Consider the following 20,460-nt stretch of genomic DNA (forward strand, 5'->3'; position numbering starts at 1 on the left):
CATTTATCTTTCCTCAGAGTAACTTATCTTTTAATTCCACAAGCATTACAGACGCCCGCTTTACTTCCAAAAGAGTACGTATACATCTCCTTTTCTTTTTTCAGCTCGCCGCACCGTCTACAATGGAACCATTTGCTTTCTACTTCTTTTTTTAACTCTTCTTTACTCTTCTCTGCATGGATATTATGAACTCCCTCATTCTCTTTCCATTTTCCATTCCATTTACCGTTCGTGTGATCTTTTAATCGCTGATTATTATGTAAATTTACTTCATCTTTCTCAAAGGTCATTCTTCTTATCTCTTCATCTCTTTTGCGTTGCAGTTTCCTCGCGTCCTCTAACTCTTGAAGCTTAACTTTCGCTTTTTTAAATGCCAATCCTAATTCTATTTCTTCTTCGAAGTAAAAAGTTTCTTGATCAGTTGTAATTCTAGCATCCGAAAGACTTCCTTCTATTATTTTGCGGGGATAGAATAATCCGGTGTGATGAGTATCCGAAAGGGCTCGGGAAATACTAACTTTAACTTCCTCTGCATTGAAATAAATTATAGTACCGGATGCCATATCTTTATTAGGGAGCTCTGAAATGAGTCCTTCTTCTAGTATTAAAGTTCTCCAGCTTCCAATATAAAACTTGTCAACTTCATTTATTTTCTTCATTTTTCTAAAGATTGGTTTGAGTTTTATACAATCATCTATGTATTCCAAGTAGTCTGAATCGATGACCCAGATAATCTGTATATTGTTTTTTTCATAATAGTCATTTCTTTTCTTTATCTCTTTTTTCTTAAGGTGACCACCATAGTACTCAATGATTAACCGTTTCCCATTTCTAAATTCAAGTTCAAGATCCGCAACAAATTGCTCCTCTTCAAAAACGCGATTCACACTGACGTGACTTAATCCATATTGATCAATATTGGTAAGGAAGTTTTGATACAACAAACCTACACCTTTCATATGCTTTTCAGTGTCGTTGATGCTGGGACAATTCCCTTTTTGACTATGGGCAAAGTGATGGATCTTCTCATCTCCAAATTTACAGATTACCGGTTCTTTACATAGAGGACATACTGCTTTATTGTTTAGAAGCTTTCGCATTTCTTCCTTACGACCATGCCAATCCTCATCAAGGGAGTAGTATTGTTCGTTTTTGAAATTAGCCGTTAACACTTGATCACCTCGTTATCATTGTTTTGGTTGGTTATAATGCAACTTCTGTTATGATCCCGCTTTCTCTTGGTAGACAAATTCATTGACGTCTATACCGTACAGTTCTACTTTAGATTTGAATTCCAATATTCAACATAGGTATCAAACCCCTCACACATAAAATCAATATGCTGCTCCATAGGGATGAGATATGCTTTAAGGTGCACTAGACCCTCTTCTTTTGCTTTAGCCAATCTATGATGCCCATCTATCAAATTATAGCCTCTTGAGTAATAATCCTTCGTGATCGATGGATATCCATTATATAATCGATCCGGAGCAATTTCCGCTAATAGTACCGGTCTCTTTAAATTAGCTGATTTTATGTAATCAGAATTCATATTCCCATTACAAAAATACTTATGATACTCATTAACATCAATCTCTACAATTTTAAATTTCTCCGGGTAGTTATCAATAAACTCATTAAGCTTTGTGATATGAAATTTAAATATACCATTAGGATAATATTCATCACCAGGTTCAACTACGTAATTCTTTCTATTTAGATTGACCTTTAGTTTTCTACTAATTTTCTTATCGATCATATTATCACCACTTTCTAAGAGTTTAGACCTTTCACCGGCGGCGCTATTAAATCACAAAAAACTGATTCAATTAGTCGCTATAAACGTTTTTATTGCTATATCACAAAAGAACCGTTCTCCTGTGAGCTCATATTCTTATTTAAACATTAGGCACTACATTTAACTTACTATAAATAATGAGTCTAGTGCTCTGGTATAAGCTATATATTTTTGATTTCGACTCATATTTTGATCAAAAACAAACACTGCATCGAACTCCACGCCTTTAACTTTAAATGACTCTGCTATAGTCACATTATGAAATGATTTGAGAAATCCTAGATCATATTCGTTAAACTGCCGCTTATCATTATATATTAATGCAATTCTAGTATTTTGGTCCTTTTCCATCTCCTCTTTGACATTCTCAGCTATATCACTTTTTTCGATATGTTTCACCTCAGGACCTTCCATACCGATAGACCGAAAATCATAACCGAATATCTGATTTATGAAATCATTGATTTGGGCTGTATTTCTATAGTTTTCATTAATCTCATAGTAATTGGCTTCAAAATTTTCCAATAATACATCCCAACTTTCCAGGCCTATAGTGTTGATTTTCTGATTCTTATCGCCAAAAATATTTAATTTCATTTCATCGCCATTAACATTACGTAGTAACTCATAATCTCGGACATTAAGATCCTGTCCTTCGTCGATAAAAAGAAACCCATCGGGATTTTTATTAACACCAAAATATTTATGCATCCAAAATAATAATAGGAATAATTCATGTTTACCGGATATTAAGGAATTGGACAATACTCCAAAACGATTCCTAAATTTATCTAAAACTTTCTCAAACGTATCTATTAGCAGCAAATTAGCTTTACTCAACTTTTTTTGATATTGAACGGTATTTATGATTTCGTTTACCGAAATGATTTTATTTTCAATAACCTCTACTCTAATTTTTGTTGTTTTAATTTCTTCTTCGACTACATCACAATCATTTTTTGAATCTCCACTAAACCTCTGTAAATCTTGATTTAACCCATCTATGATCTCCATTAAAACTACGAGATTTTCTTCGTCGATTTCTATATTATCATTTCGGGAGACTAAAAATTTCTTTGAAATATTCTTTAGATTTTTTGTATCTCTCTGTATTTTTTCAATCTTGGCAAGATATTTTAAGCTGTCACAGCTTACTTCTCCTTTTGATTCCAGAGATCCAATACTATATACTATCCCCTTTATTTGATCAAGCAATCTCGATTGTTTTAAAATTTCAGTAACTAAGATGTCTATCTTCTCTACTTTTTTTTCTTGTATTACATCTTTCAGTTCATCACTCTCATGATCTCCTTTTCCTATGCCATGTTGTAATTTGAATGTTTCAATCTTTTCACTTATTACTTTTTCTAAAGTCAATTCACAATAATCTTTAGTTACGTAGTTTATCGTTAGGTTATTATCGATTTCTCTAAGTTCAGAGTAAAATCCATTAATAATTTTTCCTTCCTTTTCTCTTTTTTCCATTGAATACTCTTTAATCTTTTCTTCTTTTTGCTCTATTCTTTTATCGTTAATCGTTAATTTTAAGTTTTCAAATAAGCGCCTTAGTTTGTTACCTTTTAGGCTCTTTACTGCTATTAATTTGTTTTCAGTGCGTAAATTATTAATTCTGTCCTTGGTTTCCGATATCATTCTATTCATCTCATCTTTGTTAAGTATAAGCATTTTATCTTTATGTCTTGCACTGTCTTTTAGTCCTTTCAAGGTTTCTATCTCATTAAATATTTTAAAACTATCCTTCTCTAAATTTTTAAACCTGATACTTAAATCAGTGATGGAGCCTGCTAAATCGTTCAAAACTAATACTGCACTATGTAGCTTGTGCATCTCTTTAAACATTGCATTTTTATCCTCCAATAATTTTACTACGCTTTCATATTCACTTTTAAGTTTCAATAAATAAGTTTTAATGTCATGGCGCATAAACTGCAACGAGTTATCTACTTTTGTTTTTAAGAGTATATTTTTACTATTTATATTTACTCCGAAATTCTCCATTAAATTTTCTGAGAAATCTACACCAGCATCTTTAGTTATATATGCTTTGAATTTATCATATTCATTCTTTAGTTCAGTCATCGCATTATCAGAATAGCAAAATGCCTCATATTCCGGGGGGTGGGTTTCATCATTAACTGCTTCAATTTTCCGTAGTCTATCATTGACTATCTTATTATACTTTATTTCTAGTTCATTGGTTGTTTTCCCATTAACATCATTTTTCTTAGTATAATTCAGTGTTTTAAGATATTTATACATAGCCTCTTTATAATAAACATTCAATGATTGTTTCTTAACATGTTGGATATCCAACACATGGGTGACATCATTAATGAACTTATCAAAATAAGTACTTGGCGTTATAATTTTTATTTTATTCTCAGGAGGTAAAAACTCGTTGTATTTTAAATAAGACAATCGATGCAGTAAAATCATAGTCTTACCTGATCCTGCACATCCTTGAACAACTATGTTTTTCTCAGGATCGCTCCTGATGATTTTATTTTGATTCGATTGAATAGACTTTATGATGTCACTTAGTTTATGATTTTTCCTATGATCCGCCAACACTTCCATTAAAAATGGATCTGCAGAACCTTCGCTGTAAAAGCCATCACCCATTATGTAAAGATCAGAAAAATCAAAAGGATTTCTTGTGAATCTTCTTTTGAGCATCACTGTAGACTCATATACTAGGGATCTATCTAATTTTGCCGCTTCTATTGGTGTCGCAGTTCGAAACATTTTATCACGATTAAAGTTTAATTTTTCATTTTCATAAAATAAGCTTGCCTGTGGTGCTCTCCAATTAATGAATTGATTATTTTTATAAGTGAAACCTACTGAAGCTTTTGTTACATAGAACTTTTCATGATAGTCATTGCGCCAAAAATCTTCATAACCCTTTTTATAGTAGTCAGTTAATAAATCAATTCTCCCAAAGAAATCGACTCTAGTCTCTTCATATAATTGTTTCTCTTCCTTTAAATTTTGAAGTTTATGGTAGTATTTAGCAACAATACAATCCACATCCTCTTGTTCTACGATTTCTCCTTCTGGCGCTTCGCTTATAATTTCATTAAGCCTTTTGCTTTTTTTTTCTTCATAGTGAGTAGTGATATTTTCCTTGTTGAACTGATAGCGAACATCATTATAAATTTTCTTTTTTTCGATATCTTCTTTCTCAAAGAAGATTACAGTACCTATGTTTTTTCTATAGTACTCTTGATATCTTTTGCCTTCCTTTTCTTCAACTCTTTTACCATCATTGCTCGTAACAGTAAAATGAACGATTTCTGTAGCGATAATTTTGTCATCCTCTAGATGATCAACAATCAATTTATTACCTTTTTTATTGTAGAGAACATCGGCTACCTTTATCATTGCTGACCACCTCGTCATCAATTTGAAGTTTTAACAACACTCTTTAAAAATCCCCATCCAATGCGTGCATAACTTTTTCAATCACAACATTTGGTGTTTCCAGCACATCTTTCGCCGGAACTCTAAGGACTTTATATCCTAAACTCATTAACAAAGTATCTCGTGAATCATCTTTGACTTATTTTCGGGATTTTTAATATATCCGCTAGATTATTAAAGCACTTAACAAATTCAGCAATGAACTTGTCGTATTCCTCACTATTATATAGAATCCAATAATCAACAAGATCGTAATCATTAAAAACTGCTTTGTGATCATTAAACCATTTTTTTTCTTTGTCTCTAAGCTTTTCGCCATCAAATATCGTTGGTGGATTTTGAACATAATAATTTTTGGTTGGTGCGCCTGTTGCAGTCGGCTTAAAAAATTCATGATCACCAGGTAACTCAATTATAAAGTTATATAATAATTTTTCTGGATTAAAGTTATTATCTTGGCCAGGAAGAAGCATGAAATGAAATCCTCGAGGAAATTGCTTTTGATAATCTCCATCCAACATAAAAAGCACTTTGGAAAAATGTTTGTGTGATAGCTTAGCCATTGACATAAGATAATCACAACCCATTTGAGCCGATTTAATTTTAATATGGTCAAGGTATTTAGCTAGTAGTTTTTCAAGAAGCCAAGCAGCTTCATCATCTTCTACAATGACTTCCAATTTCCGCCGACTATGAATTTCCATTTTTAACAACATATCCGACTCAATGATACTATAAGATGGGCTCATCATAATTTCTAGAGATTCATTATCTGTTGTAAGGTATGCTATCTCAATATTGTTATTTTTATCCAAATTATTATTTAGGGTTTTTTCACTAATTGTCTCTAACAAAGAAAGGCTATGAGTTGTGAAAACAAACTGTAGATTTAATTTTCTAGCTTGTTCGCTCATAAAATCTAATAATTTTAATTGCGCAAGTGGATGAAGGGTGGCATCTATTTCATCAATAAGAACCAAGCCTCCCTCGTATTCTTCTCTAAGCATCTCCTTTAATCGAGCAAAGGCTAATACAGTAAGTAGAATTTGACCAAGATTATCTTGTCCCGCTGAATTAGTCAAATAATCATAACTGGACGTGTTTATACCTGTTCCATTTTTGGAAGCCTTTGAGTAATTTACGGATTTTAAGTTTTCAAAATCATGTTTTCCTATTAAAGTTAATATTTTTTTATAATTCTCCCAAAACCATTGCTTCTCATCTTCATTTTGGAATGTACTTTCTTTTGCTTGTATATCCTCATCCTTTGCTTCGCCAATAGGGTACAGACGACTTAAACCTAAGTATATTACCGGATGTTTAACTTTTGCTTCAGTTACTTTATCATTCTTTAACTCTTTTTTGGGGATTACTCGAAAGCGAGTTTCGTTTTGCTGCCAAGCAATTCTAAAGTCTCTGTAATCAATATATTCATCATTTTCTTTATTACTAAAGTAGACTGAAAATTTATCTGATCCAGATTTGTCAAATTTACTAGATCCTTTGAATATATCACTGAAGTCTGTCTTGAATTGTCTTTTTGTTAAATCATTTGTCTTTTCCAGCTGCACAGAGTTTCCAAGCATCCCCAAAATAGTAGATTTGCCTACAGCATTTTTCCCAGCAATAGCCGTAATCATCTTACCGAGCTTAATTTCTCCTGACTCAAATATACGAAAGCCATTAAACTTAATAGAGCTGACATACTTAAACATATAATAAACCTCCAATTGTAATTATAACTAATTTAGTTCTTGAAAAATAAAACGTTACATAAATTCTCAATGCTTTCAATGACTTTCTACTCTGCTAGTGTTGTAGAACATTGGATAAGTAAATTCGTTCTATGTCTTTGTGTCAAAGTGTCAATAACTTTTTTAGAATATTCTTCCGTATAAAAATTGTGATTCTATTTTACGGAGTACCCCTTCGCTTTCTCTAATAGAATTATACAAATATTTTCTTCAGTTATATGAGTATTAGTAACTCCTATTGTTCTTTTAATATCCCAGAAACTTCATTCATTATTAAAATTTTATTTACAAAAACTCCGAAGCTGTCCCATAACTCGTTATATAAGTCGCCTCTTGAGCTCTGGTCAATGCAACATAAAGCAAACACTTTTCAGCAGTTCTTGCATCTTCTCTTGCAACAGGATCCTCTTGATCAATCGCAGCTGTTAAAGGAATGATTCGGTTGTTAGCGGCAACTACAAAAACTTGCTGAAATTCCAAACCTTTAACTCTATGCATTGTTGCCACTCGAACACCTTCTAATGCTCGATCATCAATCTTCGACCTTTTTATTTCGTATGTCCTGAAGCCTGCATTATTTAATTCTCCAATATAATCCTTTAGTAATTTATGGGTTCGTGCGACAATACAAATATTCCTTAAATCTACACCACTTTCGGTAAGTTCCTTTAGTTTTGATGTTAAAAAGTCAATCTCTTCCCTTGCATCTTTAAAGTTTTTAACGACAGGCAGTTCTCCATGGGTCAATGACTGATAAGTCCGGCCATCATCATTACCTTCATCAAGATCATCAAATTCGATTCCCTTCAGCATTCCAAATGCAAACTTTCTAATTTCTTCAGTTGTTCGATAGTTGATTTTCAAATAGCTACTTCGGCCGCGAATATTAATACCGGCTCTTGATAATACAGGTTTGTTTTTATAGATCCTTTGGTGAGCATCACCTACAATAAAGAGGTCATTCTGATGCTCTTTACCAGCTAGTGCTCTTAGTAACCGATAAGCAGGCATACCGAAATCCTGACCTTCATCAACAATAATTGACTGGTATTTCATTCTTTCAGGAGTCCTTTCTAGTATTTTTCTACATTCGTGCATTGCAGTCTCAATGTCTCTATATCGATTTTCTTTCATTAGGTTTTGATACTCTTCAAAAACTTTCCAGACTTCCATACGTTTTTTTCTATCTAAACGCGTACCTCTACCAACGCGTGAAGCTTTCAAGTATTGCGATTTTGTATATGCTTCTTGTGCATTCACTACTTTAGACCACTCTTCAGCAAAAAATTCTGGTGAGAGATCTACATCTATAACAGCTGTGTCGATTGCTTCTTGCCAAATTTCAGCAAGCTTGTCGTCATAAACTATGGTGTAGTCATAATCCTGTTCTCTTAGAAAGCGTGTAACCCATCCATCAAGATGCACAACTTCTATACGCTTCTGTTCACTAGGCTTGCAAATCGATCGTAAATTATTTTTTATATCATCCGCAAGGTTAGCAGTGAAAGTAGTGAAAAGTATTTTTTGCTTCTCTTTCATTTGACTCGCTAACCATTTAGCGCGATGCATAGCGACAACAGTTTTACCCGTCCCTGCACCACCAAGTACTCTTGCAGGTCCATTAAACTCTCTTTCTACGACTGCCCGTTGGGTAGGGTGAAGAAATACACGCCATTTTTCAAGCGGCGCTGCCATAATCTCTCTTAACTCTTCTTCACCCTCCACAATCACAAAGGATTTTTGTGAACGTGGCTTCTGTAAAGCTTCCGTAAAGTCTTGAGTTTTTTCCTCTTTCCTTTCAACACTCATCAAATCAATTACTTCTTGTACAGGAAAACCATTTACAATCCATTCAAGCCCTTCAAAAGCATCTTCAGGAATCTTTGAAGCTAAATCATATAACTCTTCTGGTGTTTCAATTCTTTTTACCATTTCAATCTGTTCAGAAGGGACTCCCAACTCTAACAGATCATTTTCCTTCACATGTATAAATAATCCAGTTTCAGGTGCAGGTTTTTTTTCTTCTACTGTAGAGTACTCAACATCATAGACTTGAACATTTCCTGTATGTCTATTTATCTCACACTTTTTCCGTCTTGCCCAATCATATGCGTCATCATGGTGGTCCACCCAGAGCAGAAGATATACACCTGTTTCTTTTTGACGAGCTACAATACCACGATAGGTGTCATCGATTCGAACTGAATGAATCTTGTTGTCCATGGCATCATGGATTTTTTCAAAATTAATACCAGAAGATCTGGGATTATTTCTAAACTTGTTCATGAACTCGGTAACTTTACCTTGAGCTTTACGTGGTAATTTAGAAAAAGCGGTCAAAAAATCCGAAGAAATTGCTATCGTTGTTTGTGCCATTTTATTTACCTCCCTTATTCAGATCAGACGGTTTTAAATTTTGGATATCAAAAGCTTTCCAACCTAATTTTTCAAATACGGGTTTATATTCGTTTTGTTCTGGTAACAATATCGCTATCTTACGCTCTTCCCATGCTAATTCTGCTTGAGCTATGATCTTTGAATTCTCATTTTCAAGTTCAAATCCCACTGATGAAGGTGGCTCCATATTATTTTTTATTAAGGAATCTACTAAAATAATAATAATCTCTTCATCAAGAATTTGTTCTTTGACTAATTCCCATTCCTCTGCATTAGCGCTTAGGCTAAACTGTGCTGATTCGATTTCAGCATAATCAGTGATCTCCAGTTCATTATATATATCCTGTTGCAAACCAGTCTCTGTAAATGCCATGAAAGTGTCTAAAAACTGCATCACATTATAAAAGTGCCAGAAACCATTCCAGTCAGCCTCATACCGATCACTTCTAAATTCCTTTTGATCCTCTAAAATAGCATAAATCGTTACTTCTTGCCTTTTGTTTTTTGTTATAGCTTCGGTATTCACCCCTGCTACTACTAACATATGAGAACTTTTACCACGTGGGTGCCACAAACTAAAAATCGTTTTTCTAAAAGGAAATGATTCTATATTATCAGATGTATACTCTAATAGAGGTGAGAGTTTTTGCCTCCATTCATTAAACATTAATTCCTTCGAGATGTTACTCATATCTAGTACCGACCATGAAAATGCTTTTGCATAAGCCGACAACATCTTTTCTCCTTTATCTGCTTCAAGGTATTGCATTAATATCTCAAAGGAACTACCGAAACCTAATTTCATATTTCCAAAACCTTCACTTTCCAAGGTACGTATGAACATTTGACTTCCTGAAGGCATCTCTTCATATCTTAAGGTTGGTGTTATTTCATTACCTGATGGATTAATAATTTCATGGATATCTTTCCACGTTAAAGTCCAAACACGATAATCTCCACACCGTCTTATTGCTTCTCTCTTGAGAGTATCATCAGCAACTCGATCCTTGTGATATAGAAATCCATCCATAAAAATAGCAATCGGTCGATGATTTGAAGATTTTCTAAGTGGACGTATAACAAAATCAGGCTTTGAAGTGACGGATACATTGTCTGCACTATCCAATTTCACCTGAGGTTCTACTACCCATAAAAATCCATTAATCGATACTTGATACCCTTCTTTATTATTAACAAGGGTCTTATCAACTTTTACACTCCGATTAGTTTCAGTTTTTCTTCTTAATGCTTCAACAAATCGTAATTCAAGTTCACTTTCAAAAAGTGAATTGATTTTTATATTTCCTAAATTAGTTATTTCTTCAATATTCTTCTGCCCACTTAATATGAAGTTAAGGAGGTTAACTGCGACACGTCTTGAAATCACACCAATCTTTTGACTTTGTTGATAAGCATAAATGCAATGATAACACCCATCTTTTTGAATATCCTCTTTGCATGAACAACTTTCCAGTACATCTAGTGCATTCTCAAAAATATCTACTAATGCATTTTCATTTTGCAGTAATTGCTTTAGATAACCGGTGCCTCCAGGCACAGAATCATAAATTACAAGGTACTGTTTTCGATAGGCACCCTCGTCAACGGGCACTTCACTTATTGTGGCTCTTAAATGATCTACATTCCCAAAGTATTCTCTCATCCCAAGCATAAAAGCAGCTGTGAATGATTCTTGTCGGATATTAGATGTATCCATTGTTGTTGCTGGTACTAACAAGCGTAAAGCTTCAGTCTCAAATTCACGATATAGAAACAGGCATTCCTCAAAAGGGTTTTCTAAGGAAGCATCTTGATTTCTAGCCTTGCAACTAAATGTATGGTTGGCCTTACCATTTTCCTGCTGAACTTTTCCACAATGCTTGCAAATTGTAAAACCTTTACGAACATCTTCAACTCCAGACACGGTAAGTTTCTCACCAAAAGTATCAGCCTCACCAAAGTTAATTTCTCTCATTTTTGCTTTCTTTACAAATTCATAACCAAAAGGAAACTCTTCATTATCCATTCTAAACGCTTTAATAACATCATTTTCTTCATCAACATCAACTAACATTTGCTTCATATAAAAAATATTTTGCCGATCATCGCTTTCGTCATCTATTAAGGATTTTGTATAGTCTGTATTAGAATATACCATTTGTACTTTCAACATACTCCTTACTTGTCCACCATCAGCCCATCCAAGGGATCCACAACGGGGGCACGATGCCTTGCTCACTCCATATCCTTCGATATCCGCATGAGAACAATTAGGACAAAGCCTCCATTTTGCAGTCTTAGATGAATTTAAATCGATTTGATCGATCTTAAGTTTCCTTCCATCCACATAGAAACTATTATGGGGTGCAAATTCACTAATCGCAGATGAAGCAGATCGATTGTATTCGTGAATCAGTTTCTGGTACTTTCTTTTTCCCCTTACCATTTTAGGCTGATCGTCTTCTTCTTTTCGGTATAAAATCGCTTTTAAAATTATGCCTGCCTCAGGGAAAGCATAGTTAGGTAGCAAACCTTCATCAGAAAGAAAATTAAAGATATTCTTATTATTAATATCCTTAACTATGCCACTTAGTGCGCGTCTTTCACTCTTTAGATCTTTTAATTCATCTTCATAAGATGAATCCTTTGGTTTTCCTTCCAATTCTTTTATAAGTTTTCCTAATTCTTTTACATTGTTTCTTATAGAATCCCTATGCTTTTTTAATTGTTCAAAAGCATCTAGAATTTTTAAGTGCATAGGACTTTCATTCTTGCTATCTCCCTCAACGAAGACTTTTATCTCATTTATTGCATCTGCATCCAGCTCTCCTTCTCGAAAAAGCTCTGTAAAAGTCCTAACAAGTTTTGAAAGGTTGTTTTGTATATAATTTAAAAAGTTGAATGGGAAAACTGTATTCGATTTTTTCGAAAGATTACTCAAACAAACACTTATTTTTTTCGGAATCGCCTGCTCATCAATTCCTTTTTTGATCCAGCTATCAAGACAATAGGCTACAAATTGTCGTTCAAGAACTGCTGATGCCCGTAAAAAAACTTTTGGTGGTATAATTGCCCCCGATAACATTTCCTCTGGTTCAGCATAGTAATACAAATCATGAGGTTTTGCGTTGGCTACTGCCAATGTAAGAGCGTTACCATCTTTTCTTCCCGCACGGCCAGTTCTTTGCATGAACTGCGCTTGGCCTGGCGGCACACTACAAAGTACAACAGTTGAAAGATCTCCAATATCAATTCCCATCTCTAGTGTCGGTGTACACGAAAGTAGATTTGGATCCCATGGAAAACTATCTTTTTTGCTTCGTTTAAAGTCCTCTTCTAAAGCTTCTCTATCATCACGCTCTAACAATCCAGTATGCTCTTTAGCAATTACTCTTTCTAGGTCGGCATTGTTATAAAGTTTGTGATAATAGTTCATTGAGTTTAACTCAACCTCTTCTAAACGTCCTCCACATTTTGTGAGCCAGCAGGGTGCATTGATCCAATATGAAAGGTTTTCTTCTCCAACATTTACTATGTTTCCACAAGTATTACAACTTAGCTCCTTCACTTCCGTAGTAATAAATAGTTCTTCTTTATTGAGACCCCATATTTGATCAGAATTTTTTGAAGGCAAGGTAGTCAGTACGTTCTCTTTAATAAGTTCTGAAAAGATAATCATCGCCATACCGTCGAATACATCTTCTCTTACAAATTCCTCTTCTATACATGAATGGATCCAATCAGTATATTTTCGATCGGTTGCCTTATCAAAGTAGTACGTGTTTTTGAAATAACCTTCATCTTTGATAAGAAAGGTTGGTGTATTCCTTCCGGCCTGTAACCCTGGTGTCCATTTTGTGTAGTCATGTGAAAGCAAATATGGCCTGCCATTCTCCTGCGTGTAGCTATAGAATGATGTATCGTTAAAAGCACCATTTCGTCTAACAAGATTTAAAAATCCGACAACCATCTTCATAAATACCTTCAGTTCTGAATTATTAAGTGCCGCAAGTTCATTAATAGCCCTCGTTTGAATATTTTTACTAACCTTAGTAACCATCTCGTTATTAAAAATAATTGTAGAACATCTCGATTTTTCCAAGGTACGACCGATTTGACTCGCAGACCCATACTCCAACATAATTTCATAGTTAAGTCGCCTTTCAATTTCCCTAATCAGTTTTTTGCTATTTTCATTTTGAGTGAGCTTCCCATTAACTAACATGTTTTCATAAGTTGTTTTCCAAGTCATGTTCGGGGCAATAAAATAGCTAACAAACTCTTCCTTTGTTAATTGTGAATACCAGTAATTAATAAATCCTTTCGAGAAATCTTCCAAGTTTAAACCTTTACCTTTAAAAATGGCAAATCTTTGTATTGCACTTCTAAGTCCAAATCTCCAGGTCCTAGAATTGAAAAATCCTGCACGATGGGCTGCATCCTGAACATTATCTGAAAACGCCAAGGTTTTTTTATCATCATTAAATCTGGATGCAAACATTTGTGAAACACTTGCACTAATAGCAGTCGCACTTCTAAGTCCAATGATGGATAAACCTCTTTTGCTACTACAAAAAGGACATACATATTGTTTTCTATTTTTCGATCCGCTTGTCTCTAGTTTTGAAGGGATAATCACATCTAATAACTTTTCTCCACCTTCATTACAAACATGATTTTTCTCAGGTCCTACCTCCAGTTGAAGACACTCTGGACATAGAGAGGCTTCCAAAAACTTATGTTTAGTCCCATCATACTTATGGGGAAAAACCATTGTAATATTGTCATCTTGTTTAAAATATAAATTGTAAAAAACATTCAGATTCTTTAGTGTCAAATTACCTCTTTCGTTTGCAATCGAGACCCAACCTGTTTCACCACAATCACGACAATTAACCACAGGAAGGTAATTTTTTGCCTGTTGTTCGTTAAGATCAGAGGCAATGGCATATTCAATATCATCCGTTGTTACTTTAGCCAACAATCTCCGGAGTTCTCGCATCCACAGTTGCACTTGCACTGTCAAAAATGGACAGAGATTTAACTCATTGCCGGTTCTAGCATGGGAAATCAAAGCAAAAAAAGCATCAAGAAATTCCGGATGATTTTTTATATCATCCAATTCCGGATGGCTTATATATAGTTCCTTATAAATTGTTTCTGTTTGAATATATTGGTTATCGGTAAGCGTTGTTAAGCTTCTCATAAAACTATGTTCCATCAGTCGACGCCCAATTTCTAGCCTAGTATTGGGTGTCATTATATTTGATTTGTCAAAATTATCATCAAACCATAGCTCTGTAGCAAGCCTTAAATATTCACTCTCATCTCCGTCTTCGATAGTGTCTTTTAATTCTTGTAATCTATTTTTAGAAGGGAATGTAAAGTCCTTAACCTCGAATTCTGCAAAAAAGTCGACTGCCGATTGACGGTCTTCGATAACTACCGCATCTTCATCGAAAGATTCGCCAAAAACATTACTTGCATATCTTGATATATGCTTTGCATTTTCTTCAGATCCCATGGTTGCTGAAGTACCAATACAGCAAAGATGACCTGCAGGGGTATAAAGCCTAGATTTTAATCGTCTTAATAAGCATGCTAAATCGGTACCCTGAGCACCATCAAAAGTGTGAAGCTCATCGACAGCTATATATTTAAGAGTTTCTGGATCGTTCTCTGACCATAAATTTGCATCTTTCGGTCTCACCAAGAGATAATCGAGCATTTTGTAATTGGTCAATAGAATATCAGGAGGGGCATTTAACAAGGTCTCATGATCGGTTATTACAGAATCTTTGCCCATAATTCTTTTAGGGTGTTCTTCACTGCCACCTACATACATACCTGCAGTGACATTACCTTTTAATTTTGGATTCTCATTAATCAGTTCGGCTATACGCTTAGCTTGATCCGAGGCTAGTGCATTCATAGGATATATTATCAGTGCTTTGATACCACTTTCTCCACGATGCTTGTAGCAGTATTCTAGGATCGGATAAAGAAAACATTCTGTTTTACCCGATCCTGTCCCTGTAGCAACTAAGGTAGACTTCCCATCTTCCCCGGTTAACCTTTGAAACGCTTTCAGTTGGTGATTATAAGGTTTGTATTTTTGATTTATAGCCTCAAAATAATCTGGTATTTCATCGGCCACACGGAAGGGGAGTTTTACTGAAATATAGGGTTCATGAAAAACTGCGCCTTTTGTCTCCACCAGCTTTTTCAGTGAACCTAAAAATGTAGGATTTGTCATTAAAAAAGTTGTTTCAATGTAATCAGAAAGTCCTTGTTTTAGCTGACTAGCCAGGGTTGATGGTAACATCCATTACACTCCTTTAATTATTCATTGTATTTTTCTTCGAAGAATCTCCATGCGGTTTCATAGTCTTTTTCTCGATCACAACGATCAAATGGGGCAACATATTCTATGCTTCTTTCTACAGGCCCTCCGGGCATTGTATCATCCAAATATGTTTTAGTGAAAGTTCCACTCTCTGCTTCTTTTATTTTTTCCCATACCGACCTTGGTAAACCTACGTTTGTTAATGCTCTATTTGTGGTAAAGACAATTCTTCCATTTTTGTCATACCAAGTATTTGCCTCATTATCTTGTAAGACTGGGAATTGTATACGATAAACGTTGGTCAATTGATCAAGTCTTAATCCTAATCCTATTGACGTTAAAACATCAATCTCAATTAGTGCTTGCCTTCGTTCAAAATCTGAAGTTAAGGTGTTCTTTTTTTGCCACTTATTTTTAACATTACTAAAAAAATGGCTCTTAAGTCTATTATCTTTTTTGGACCATTCATCTTTTTCTGGCAAGTTATCCATCGATTCATCCCATAAAGTTGAATATGCTTTATTTAAGCAGTTCAGCAATCTTGATCTAATTATAATCCGCTTTGCAATATAGTCTAATTTTAAAATTGGAAGGTTTTTAAGTGTTTCAAAGTAAACGTCCTCCTTACCTATGTTTTTAATGATGGCATCATATACTATTGAAGATAATAGGCCAGTGAATAATAATAGGTTATCATTATTTTTAAAACTTAAGCCTGTGATAGTATGAATATGACTAGTCTGTGGTGCAACTATTGCTGGAATTAAAGTTCTTTCACCACTAAGATTCAATCTTCTTCTCATTATTACCTTATATTCATTGAGATAGTTGGTACCCCAGTTTGTTCTTGGAGAATGATCAAAAAATTCATTTTTACTTATACCTGGTACATAGTTGGTTCTTTGACAATACAGTTCATCAATATAATCTATATCTATTGATTCATAATCACCTTTTTTTTCTGATATACGTCTTGGTGTTTTATACAACGGATTTGAAACACCTATGTGTGGTCCAGAGTATATCATCTGATAAAGTCCTTCAGGAAACACCGTTTTACGTTCAATTAAGCCTGATTTTTGATCACCTGTTTCTTGCCACATTTGGGTGCTAAATACATTTTCTGTATCTTTATTTAACTTGAGTGAATAATTAGCTATAGTATCGAATACCTTAATTAGTTGTACCGCATGTACTGCTGGTAATCTGGCAAATAGATAATGATTATTTCCGTCAAATAATTCCGAAAAAACCATAAGTTCATTTTTGGTTATCTTTATCATTCTATCGTTATGCCCATCAACACTCCAATTCCCATCGTTATCTTTTATTCCAGGTACTTGGCCCTCTGTACTGTTCAATTCATAACATTTATCAATAGTTTTAACTTCAATTAAATTGGCAATAGTCTCAAATTCAATGCGTTTCTCGTCGCCATAAATATTGATACTATAACGTTCACGATGACCAATTTCGAAATAGTTTTTTTGATTTTGAAACTGAAAATGTTTTCTCAACCTAGTAAACATTAATGAACGCAACTTTCCACCTTTTGATTCTGTGTATACACCTTCTGGATGCAGATAGGCCACAATTCCATTTTTACAACTATAATTCCAGCCCAATGGTAAGAAACATTTATATAGATTGGTTTTTAATCCTTCCAATTCGGAATAATTTTGTATTTGATTCAAATAAGTTTGTAAGCCACTTGCATGGTTATACTCATTTAAATATAATTTGTATGCTTCATCACTTTTTAGTTCAATCTCTCGTAACTTTGATGCCGCAGTTGCTGAAGTATTTCTAATAATAAAAGATGGATTGAAATCTGATAAAATGTTTTTTTCATTCCACTCAATTTTTATCCACGGTGGGTTACCAAGAATTAGATCAAATCCTCCATTAACTTCGAAAATATCCGCAAATTCCAGCTCCCAGTGCATAAACTTATTCTGCTCTGCTATCTCTTTAACTAACCTAAGTCTTCTACTATTTTTACAAAGTGCTTCTAAATCAACTTCCGGTAAGTCTCCATACACTTTTGATATGTGTTCTGCTAGTTTTTCATTTTCAGTTTCTAGAAATGATATTTGTCCTAGCATAGGAGTCTTTGAAACTGAAACAATTCCCCCTTCTAGGATTAACGACATATCGTATAAAAATTCACTTCTCGAAGGTAATTCGTCTGCTTGGTCAATTGGCCAGAACCATAAAGCGCACCAGTAATCCATTGCAAATTTTAACCTTGCATAAGGACCGGCATTACTCATTTTTTCGGATTTATACATTTCTTTAAAAATACGATCTTTTTCTCTTATGGTAGTTTTTGAGATGTCCCTATCTTCTTCATATCCAAAAATTGATAAGGGATCCGTTGTTTGCTCTTTGATACTTCTCCTAAGCTCTACTTGTTTATGCCATAAATCATCAATAATCCTTGAAAGCCTTAGTAATGACTGTATTTCATCCTCAGAATGTGGTTTTGTAAATGTTTTATTCCACTTATCCATCTGTTTGATTTTTTCTGGCTCTAAGGATTTAATAACCTTATCTTTATAATTTGCCATCCCAGGGTCTCCAGTAAGAAAGTGGTATACTTGCTTTTTAGGCATGCGATTTTTCCCTGGTTTGACTCGTTCTGGTTCATTCATGTACCATTTTGTTGGACCTTTAGCAGTTTCCAACTGTTCGATCCTGTAGACCTGTTTTCTAGCACCAATTAAAGAATTACCGTTGACTAGTTGCATACCAAACCATGGCACATATCCACCTTCATAAATAGTATTAAGCCATAAAGAAACCTCCGCCAATTCTACTGCGATAGGGTTGAGATCAATTCCAAATGTATTTCTATCGGCAATATACATCTTTACTTTTTGCAGTTCTTTAAAGCGATCTTCATAAGAAATCGAAACACCCGTTTCTTCTTGTTTTTTATTAAGATAAGCTTCCGCAAGCTGGTTAATCGCTTCATTTAGGAACGCTGCGCTTCCCATGGCTGGCTCGCAAATTGTCAGCTCTATTATTTCATCTGCAGATTTATCCTCTAATAGCTCTTTTAGGGCATACTTTACTAAGGACTTTGTTAAGACTTCCGGAGTATAATAGGAGGCGGATTTTTCTCGCTCTCTCCCTGCAAGACGATAAATAAATGACCCTTTATCATATTTTCGTAGTTTCCCTTTATTTTCCCCTTTTTCATATCTCACTCGTTCTTCTTCAGTATAATTATTCAGCTCATTTTCAGTCACAAAGTAACCAACGTCCAACTCATCAAATTTATCTTTGGCTCTTTTAACTTCATATAGATCTTCTTCGGCAATGAATCCTCTATAAGAAAGTAAAGACTCATACACCGCTCCCATTTGGTTAATGCCGAGGGCGGAATAGGAAATCCTTCCTTTCCTTTCGTTTTTTTTGCCTTTTGGCCGAGCAATACTCATTAAGGTAATTATCCTCAACATAACTTTGTTTCTTAATTTAGCGTTAGAGATTAAAGGTGTAAACTCGCGATCAAATATATGCGCTTTTAATGGTTCAATGATAAAAACATCATGCAATGAATCATTCCCTAAAAGTTTATTTAACTCTTCTTCTGTTTTTGGATAACCGTTATAAATTAGTTCAAAGAGTTTACTTAACGTATGATCTAAATAATACCCATTACCCACTTCCTCAATTTCTTCCCGGACATTGTCAGCAATATCTCTAAGACCTTCTAAGGAATAACCTTGTACATAAGTTTGTGCTTTCATAGGTGCATATCCCAGTTCCGGTCTTGATTCAATAAAAAGTACAAAAAGCATTCTATACATGTATCGTAAACATTGTGTGCTAAGTTCAGTAGGATCTACAGGGTGCTTCTCTATATCAATACCCTGTCTAAATTTCATATCATAAAGAATCTCATTACCTAATAACTCAATAGATTCTCTTAATGCATATTTTAAATCCTTCGAAACCCCGGCAGCATTTTTATGAGACACCTCATCCAATTCATCATGTAACGGAATACCTTCTTCTGGACAAAGTGTATCCTTATGGAGTAATACTGCCATTGCCTGAAGTGTAGTTTCTTCTCGTCTTCCAAATATTTCAGCTAAATCGAAATGTATATAACGCTTTTCATTCCATTTATTTCGATCTATTAAAGCGATTTGATTCATACCAACAAAAATTACCCATCTTGGCGGTTCATCACTAACAAAAAGAGCTTTAGTAGCAAGTTCCTCGTTATTCAAGTTGTCAAATAATTTATGACTCCCATTGTCTTGATCCTCTGCAGTAGGTAAAAAGCTGTTTCCTTGCATGATATTGTCATCAGTTTCTTCAGAATGTCCAAGAACCACCCAGAGAAGTGGTGCTCCGTTGGTTTTTTTAATTTCCAAGTATACCGGGACTGTCAGGTTTTCAGCAACCTCTACTTCCAATGGATTAGCATTCCCAAAACCCAAAGCATTCAAATAACAGTCTGCCATTTCCTGAATCATTGGATATGCTTGTTTCCCTCTTGTACGGTAATACTTTTCATGCAGAGTACTGTATTGTCTACTGCACTCTCTAATCAATGCCCAAGGAGTACGTGTCTCTTCTACTTCCTTCGCTTCTTCCCTCCATTTACTAATCTGATCTTTTGCGTTTTCGCCAAAGGTTGTGGCAAAATAATGATTTGTATAGTATTCGTTATAGTTATTGATCCCTGTAGTATCAACCTTCAT

At 34.5% G+C, this 20,460-nt stretch carries 8 protein-coding genes; all 8 read right to left on the reverse strand.

The window, feature by feature from the left end:
• Positions 1–23: 23 nt before the first annotated feature.
• The 8 genes from ISALK_RS06390 to ISALK_RS06425 all read right to left on the reverse strand — a co-directional run bounded on the left by ISALK_RS06390 (position 24) and on the right by ISALK_RS06425 (position 20,460).
• On the reverse strand, positions 24–1,172 hold the full coding sequence (locus tag ISALK_RS06390; protein ID WP_160720323.1) for a competence protein CoiA family protein: 1,149 nt from the start codon (positions 1,170–1,172) through the stop codon (positions 24–26).
• 104 nt (positions 1,173–1,276) lie between these two features.
• On the reverse strand, positions 1,277–1,759 hold the full coding sequence (locus ISALK_RS06395; protein WP_160720325.1) for a hypothetical protein: 483 nt from the start codon (positions 1,757–1,759) through the stop codon (positions 1,277–1,279).
• 159 nt (positions 1,760–1,918) lie between these two features.
• Positions 1,919–5,203, reverse strand: a complete 3,285-nt coding sequence (locus ISALK_RS06400) for an AAA family ATPase (protein ID WP_160720327.1) — start codon at positions 5,201–5,203, stop codon at positions 1,919–1,921.
• A gap of 43 nt (positions 5,204–5,246) precedes the next feature.
• A complete protein-coding gene (locus ISALK_RS15535) occupies positions 5,247–5,351 on the reverse strand; it encodes a putative endonuclease domain-containing protein (protein WP_160720329.1) in 105 nt (34 codons plus the stop codon).
• A gap of 19 nt (positions 5,352–5,370) precedes the next feature.
• On the reverse strand, positions 5,371–6,957 hold the full coding sequence (locus tag ISALK_RS06410) for an AAA family ATPase (protein WP_160720331.1): 1,587 nt from the start codon (positions 6,955–6,957) through the stop codon (positions 5,371–5,373).
• Between the two features lie 324 nt (positions 6,958–7,281).
• On the reverse strand, positions 7,282–9,372 hold the full coding sequence (locus ISALK_RS06415; RefSeq protein WP_160720333.1) for a UvrD-helicase domain-containing protein: 2,091 nt from the start codon (positions 9,370–9,372) through the stop codon (positions 7,282–7,284).
• A 1-nt stretch (position 9,373) separates the two neighbouring features.
• The gene (locus ISALK_RS06420) at positions 9,374–15,718 is read right to left on the reverse strand and encodes a DEAD/DEAH box helicase family protein (protein WP_160720335.1); all 6,345 of its coding nucleotides are present in this window, start codon (positions 15,716–15,718) and stop codon (positions 9,374–9,376) included.
• 17 nt (positions 15,719–15,735) lie between these two features.
• A complete protein-coding gene (locus ISALK_RS06425) occupies positions 15,736–20,460 on the reverse strand; it encodes an Eco57I restriction-modification methylase domain-containing protein (protein WP_160720337.1) in 4,725 nt (1,574 codons plus the stop codon).

The sequence above is a fragment of the Isachenkonia alkalipeptolytica genome, from assembly GCF_009910325.1.
Taxonomy (GTDB): Bacteria; Bacillota; Clostridia; order Peptostreptococcales; family T1SED10-28; genus Isachenkonia; species Isachenkonia alkalipeptolytica.

Excerpts from the sequence above, each read along its gene's own strand:
- ISALK_RS15535 (WP_160720329.1), bottom strand. The coding sequence starts at position 5,351 with ATGAGTTTAGGATATAAAGTCCTTAGAGTTCCGGCGAAAGATGTGCTG.
- ISALK_RS06415 (WP_160720333.1), bottom strand. The coding sequence starts at position 9,372 with ATGGCACAAACAACGATAGCAATTTCTTCGGATTTTTTGACCGCTTTT.
- ISALK_RS06420 (WP_160720335.1), bottom strand. The coding sequence starts at position 15,718 with ATGTTACCATCAACCCTGGCTAGTCAGCTAAAACAAGGACTTTCTGAT.
- ISALK_RS06410 (WP_160720331.1), bottom strand. The coding sequence starts at position 6,957 with ATGTTTAAGTATGTCAGCTCTATTAAGTTTAATGGCTTTCGTATATTT.
- ISALK_RS06425 (WP_160720337.1), bottom strand. The coding sequence starts at position 20,460 with ATGAAGGTTGATACTACAGGGATCAATAACTATAACGAATACTATACA.
- ISALK_RS06400 (WP_160720327.1), bottom strand. The coding sequence starts at position 5,203 with ATGATAAAGGTAGCCGATGTTCTCTACAATAAAAAAGGTAATAAATTG.
- ISALK_RS06395 (WP_160720325.1), bottom strand. The coding sequence starts at position 1,759 with ATGATCGATAAGAAAATTAGTAGAAAACTAAAGGTCAATCTAAATAGA.